Source organism: Syntrophomonas sp. (genome assembly GCF_028707975.1).
GTDB lineage: Bacteria > Bacillota > Syntrophomonadia > Syntrophomonadales > Syntrophomonadaceae > Syntrophomonas.
Window position 1 is genome coordinate 1 of the sequence record NZ_JAQVZX010000137.1, and the last position, 4,079, is coordinate 4,079.

Below are 4,079 nucleotides of genomic sequence, written 5' to 3' on the forward strand. Positions count from 1 at the left end.
ACTATCTACCGTTACTTTCGCAGCAAGGATGAAATAATTGAGGCCGCTGTAAACCGCTTCCTGGTTGAAGTGGCGGCTGCCGCCGACCATATCCTGGCGGTGGAAAGCGACCCCATAAATATTTTTAATTATATTTTAAACTATCTCTTTAAGCACGGTCATTTTATAATCAGTCCCCGCGGGCTAAATGACCTGCGGCAATATTATCCCCATCTCTGGCAAAAAATCGACCGCTTTCGCCTGGAACGAGTGCAGATGGTTATTAGCGCCATAAGCCAAAAGGAGGGTACCGAGTTCCTGCCGGATTGCGACCTGCGCATACTGGTTACCGCAATAAGTGCATCCATTCAAGCGGTTTTAAACCCGGACTTCCTGCTGGAAAACGGACTCAGCTTCGAAAAAGCCGCTAAAGATTTAAGCCGACTCTTTTTATCAAGCATATCACGGGGACGGTCCTTTTGATATATTTTACACCTCTGTCAAGAAAAGAGCAGGCGGTTTGAAGTGGCCGCACTGCTCCTCCTTAATTTGAAAAGTAAGGAGTAAGGACTCCTCATCCTTGGTTGTGGCCTCTGGTCACATGCGGAGTTAATACGAAGTCAGACGCCGGGCGCGGTCAGCCAGCAAACCCAAATGGGAATAGCTCTTTAATATGCTGCTATTGCGCTCACCGTTGATATTGCTGGTATAAAGCATTCCATAACCATTGCCATAGATATTATGCAGATCCATCATTACTCCCAGCAGCAAAAGTTCATTTTTTTCCACCAGATCGGCCACGGCATAATTAGCTAAAAGATAATCTATCTGCCTATCCACATTAACTTCGGCCAGCTTGCTGAACTTCAGCCCCGGCTCATCGTCAAAACTGAGTCCGCTTTTACGCCGGGCCTCTTCCAGTGAATTCTTGACTATGGATAATTCATTCCGAATACCCATAGGCTCATCAACGAAATTTGATTCCGCCGCCTTTATAGCTCCACAATCGCTATGCCCGGCCACAATCATCAACGGGGTATGCAGGTGCAGAAGACCATAAAGAACGGAACCTTCATTGGTTTTAACCTGGTTGCCGATGTTTTCCACAGAAAAAATGCGGTTAAAAATCTCCCCGAAAATATTTACCGGCATACGGGAATCCGCACAGTTTAAAAGGGTTATCAGCGGATGCTGCCCATAGTTGCCCTTTTTAAAATCCTCCAGGGGAAATCCCTTTTCAAAAGCCAGGATACCTTGCTCCAGGCTCTTAAACAAAGCTGCCTTGTCCACTTCAATTGTTGCATGATGACTCAAAACCTACACCTCCATTGAATAATTTGTTTTACGAACTAACCCCTCATAGCCTGGGGCCACAGCCACCGATAAAAAGTGCTCTTCCGTCTTCCGTTATTCTATCCCTATTATAAGTCTTAAGCGAAAGCAATGGGCATTTTTCTTTTTAACCTATAACCTGTTCGTTCTACGCCAGATACCCTGAACCTCAGCATCCTTAATCAGTTGGTCCCTGAAATCCGGGTGAGCGATATTGATTAAGCCTTCAGCTCTTTGCCAGACTGTTTTACCCTTCAATTCGCATTTACCATATTCACTTACAATAAAATGGGCTACTGTTCGGGGATCGGTTACGATGGCTCCCGGGGTAAGGGTTGGAACAATGGTTGATTTTATTTCACCGTTTCCTTCGCTTTTGGTTGATGGCAAACAGATAAAGGATTTGCCGCCTCTGGATTCATAAGCAGCCAGAACAAAATCCAATTGCCCCCCGGTTCCGCTAATTATTCTGGTACCTGTCGACTCCGAGCAAACCTGCCCGTACAGGTCAACCTCTATCGCATTATTTATGGAAATCAAATTATCATTCCGGGAAGCAATCGCTATATTATTGGTATAATTAACCGGATACGAAGCACAAAGAGGATTATCATTAATAAAATCATATAGTCTCTGGCTGCCTACAGCAAAGGTATATACCAATTTCTCCGGGTCAATCTGTTTTTTGCTGCCGCTTAGCCTTCCCGCCTCATACATATCCACAAAAGCATCTACCAGCATCTCGCTGTGGCATCCCAGATCCTTAAGCTCAGATTCAGCAATCATTTTTCCTACAGCATTGGGCATACCTCCGATACCCAATTGCAAACAACAGCCATCTCTCATTTCTTCCAGTATATGCCCGGCAGCCTTTCTGTCCACCTCGGTTGGCGGTGATTCAGCCAGCTGCGGCAAAGGAGGGTTCTTTCCTTCAACTATGTAATCCACCTGGGAGATATGGATCGACTCTTCATATCCCCCCAAGCAACGGGGTTGATTTTCGTTTACTTCCAGGATAAGTTTTTTTGCCGTATCACATAAAGCCTTGCAATGTGAAGTTTGGGGTCCGAAATTGAAAAAACCGTGATTATCCATAGGAGCAACCTGCATCATAGCAACATCAATAGTTTTTATATGTTCCCTGACAAAGCGCGGAAGCTCAGAATATCTCATGGGAGCATAATATACCGGTCTTCCCCCCGCTGCCACGCGACGATCCTGAGCCGATAAATGCCAGGTATTCCAGATAAAAGTTTCTCCCCGAGGGTCAACCCGGAAAATTTCCGGCAAATAAAAGCTGCACTGGCTCCATATCTTGATATCCTCTAACTCGTCTTTTCTTTTTACCAGGGCCTGGTCCAAAGCAATAACCTGGCCGCAAAGCGGGCCATAATCTATCCAATCCCCGGATTTTATCACTTTAACTGCTTCATCGGCTGAAACCAGCTTCCTTCGGTATTCATCTCCATAGTTCAATAACTCCACCCCTCCTGATAATGAAATTTAATACTGACGCCAACGCCAAAAATCTTAAATCTTGTTATTTATCTTCTTACTAACCCCCATGCCCGCAACAACCCCTCGCCCCTCATACCTTGCCCCTCGTTCCTCACTTTTCTTAGCTATAGAATAATAGATAAGCCTTAAATATGCTACACCCATTTAAAGCAATGGGGAGAGCAGGCGGGAAACAGCCTCCTTCATCCGCGCGTACACTGGCCGGGCCCGGTATATTTGCATAGTAATCTCCTGAGAATTCTGGATATCCCGGAAGAAAGCCGCTTGCAGGTTGCGGCTTACCCTTTCGTCATAAATAAAAGCATTAACTTCAAAATTAAGGTGAAAGCTGCGTATATCCATGTTTGATGTTCCCACCGTGCTGGCATAGCCATCAATCATCATGACCTTGCTATGCAGGAATCTTTCCTCGGAGTAAGCATAACACCTGACCCCTGCTTCCAGCAGTTCCCCAACATAAGAAAGATTAGCCCAGTGTACAATAAGGTGATCTGCCTTGCCCGGTATCATCAAACGCACATCCAGCCCGGATAATGCAGCAATTTTCAAGGCAGCGAGAATACTCTCATCCGGGATAAAATAGGGGGTCTGAATGTAGATATTCTGCCGGGCGCTACCAATCATTTTCAGGAAGCCATCTTTAATGGAACTCCATTTGGAATCAGGTCCACTGGATACGATCTGCACTCCGGTATTGCCCTGGGGGGCACGCTGGGGGAAAAAGTCTTCCCGCATCTGAAAGTCATGGTTGCAAGCATAACGCCAATCCAGGAGGAAGCGTAAGTGTAGGCCATCCAGAGCGGTTCCACGAATGCGCAGGTGGGTATCCCGCCAGTAGCCAAACTCTTTTGACAGACCCAGGTATTCATCACCTATATTAAAACCACCGATATAGCCTTCTTCGCCGTCAATAATACATATTTTCCTGTGGTTGCGGTAGTTCATCCGTAGATTTACAAAAGGAAAGAATGGCGGTAAAAAGCTGGCAACCTCTCCCCCTGCTTGCAGAAGCGGCTGGAAAAAGCGGCGGGGCAGGCGAATACAGCCCATTCCATCATACAGCAGCCTCACTTCTACTCCTTCCGCAGCTTTGCGGCTGAGAATATCTCGAAGGCTCCGACCGGTAGCATCATTTTGAATAATATAGTATTCCAGGTGTATATATTTTTTCGCCCGTTGAATGCTTGCGCTCATAGCCTGAAAAAGTTCCTGACCATCGTTGAATATATCCACCTTATTATTCTGGCTGA

The 4,079-nt window shown here is 46.0% G+C and carries 4 protein-coding genes; 1 reads left to right on the top strand and 3 read right to left on the bottom strand.

Annotated features, from left to right (window positions below; genetic code table 11):
* Positions 1 to 462 (top strand): TetR/AcrR family transcriptional regulator (locus tag PHP87_RS11130; protein ID WP_299921360.1); only part of this gene is annotated, 462 nt, incomplete at its 5' end.
* A gap of 126 nt (positions 463 to 588) precedes the next feature.
* On the opposite strand, the gene PHP87_RS11135 is transcribed toward PHP87_RS11130, so the two are convergent.
* The 3 genes from PHP87_RS11135 to cls form a co-directional block, all read right to left on the bottom strand.
* Positions 589 to 1,293 (bottom strand): carbonic anhydrase, encoded by a 705-nt coding sequence (locus tag PHP87_RS11135; protein ID WP_276620101.1) that lies wholly within the window; start codon positions 1,291 to 1,293, stop codon positions 589 to 591.
* 150 nt (positions 1,294 to 1,443) lie between these two features.
* Positions 1,444 to 2,787, bottom strand: a complete 1,344-nt coding sequence (locus tag PHP87_RS11140; protein WP_276624273.1) for an acetyl-CoA hydrolase/transferase C-terminal domain-containing protein — start codon at positions 2,785 to 2,787, stop codon at positions 1,444 to 1,446.
* Positions 2,788 to 2,973: 186 nt separating this feature from the next.
* On the bottom strand, positions 2,974 to 4,079 hold a 1,106-nt coding region (gene cls, locus PHP87_RS11145), incomplete at its 5' end, for a cardiolipin synthase (protein ID WP_299921364.1).